Raw genomic sequence first — 1,545 nt, 5'->3', positions numbered from 1 at the left:
GCAAAGCGAAGAAGTGCAGCAGCATACCTAAGCCGAGAGTGCCTATTCTATTTTGCCACATCCAGATGTTCCAGGTTTCAGGATCCAACTCCCGCGGCACACGGTATGGATTGAAGAAAAGAAAGTATCGTGTTTCCTCCAAATTAAAGCCATCGGAGAACATAAGAGTTAGCACCACGACGATAGCCGTGACCATGCCGGCGGCCAACCCGCTGCGAAACTTTACCGAAAAGTAAAGAGTCACTCCTCCAATCAAAAAAGCGGGTACGAACCCGTGTAGGGCTGTCGCCACGACTGAAATGTCTGCAATTGAGAAAAACGCTAGGGTACTGATCCCCAAGGCCGTAAGCAGAAGCATCAGGCTAAGCGTTGTCACACGCAAGATCCAAACTTTATACCGGGAGCCGGCTGTTGTAAACAAGACTTCCAAAGTACGTTTATCTTTCTCACTGGAAATCAATTGCATGTTCAAAAATACGGCCAGAATCAAGAGTGGCAATACGAGAAGGCTGAACAAGATATCCTCCTGCGTTAAGCGTTGGACGACCGGCAGGCGATAATTGGTAATATAGACCGTGACAAAGTAGGTCAGGAGTCCAGCAATAAACCACGCGATTTTCTTGGAGAACAGAATGGCCGCTTGTGATCGAAGAATTTCCAAGCTGACTTTGATCTGATTGACGCGGTCAAGCTGGGAAAACGACTGGTATAGATTTGAATCTTTGGCCAAGAGTTTAAGGGTATCTCGAGCGTTCATGCTTGCCTAGCCTCGGTTTGACTCGATTGACCGAGCAGGTAAACATATGCATCCTCCAAGGTCGGTTCCACTGCCGAGGAAGCAAATTCATCGACCGGCCTGTCACTCAGGAAACGCATTCTGACACCGCCGTTGGCCTTACTATGCTGCACGATCTTTAACGATCTTTGCAATCTGCTAAACTCATCATTGCTGACGATCGCTTCAAAGACCTTGCCTCTAGCGCGGACCTGCATCTCCGCAGGCGAGCCTTTATAGATGAGCCGGCCACGGCTCAATACCGCGACGTTCTCGCATGTGCTGGAGATATCTTCAACAATATGGGTACTGAAAATGACGATCCGCTCTTTGGCTAATTCCGATAGCAGATTGCGGAAGCGAATACGCTCCTTGGGATCGAGTCCGGCGGTCGGCTCATCCACAACGATGATCTGGGGCAGATGCAGCAGCGTCTGTGCGATGCCGACCCGTTGTTTCATGCCACCAGAGAATGTCTTGACTTTGTCATCGCGACGTTCCCAGAGTCCGACGCTTTTGACGATGTTCTCGATGAGCTTTGTGCGTCCTTCAGGCTTATAAATGCCGTTGGTAAGAGCATGGTAATGAAGGTACTCGAGCGGTGTCATGTTCTCATACAGTCCAAAATCCTGCGGCAGATATCCAATGGCTCCGTGAAAAGTCTCACGGTGTTCAGAAAGTTTGCTGCTGTTGATCGTGATGCTACCACGGTTCTCCTCAAGCACACCGACAAGAATTCGCATCAGGGTTGTTTTGCCGGCGCCGTTGGG

The 1,545-nt window shown here is 49.8% G+C and carries 2 protein-coding genes; both read right to left on the bottom strand.

All coding sequences use genetic code 11. The features are described 5' to 3' along the window. On the bottom strand, nucleotides 1-757 hold a 757-nt coding region (locus MJD61_01355; GenBank protein ID MCG8553924.1), incomplete at its 3' end, for a hypothetical protein. Continuing rightward, nucleotides 754-1,545, bottom strand: a 792-nt coding sequence (locus MJD61_01350) for an ATP-binding cassette domain-containing protein (protein ID MCG8553923.1), incomplete at its 5' end; no start/stop codon positions are given. The genes MJD61_01350 and MJD61_01355, both read right to left, overlap by 4 nt.

It is taken from the genome of Pseudomonadota bacterium (assembly GCA_022361155.1).
Lineage (GTDB): Bacteria > Myxococcota_A > Polyangia > Polyangiales > JAKSBK01 > JAKSBK01.
The sequence above is the reverse complement of the archived record's forward strand: the minus strand, read 5'-3'. Positions and strand labels throughout refer to the sequence as shown.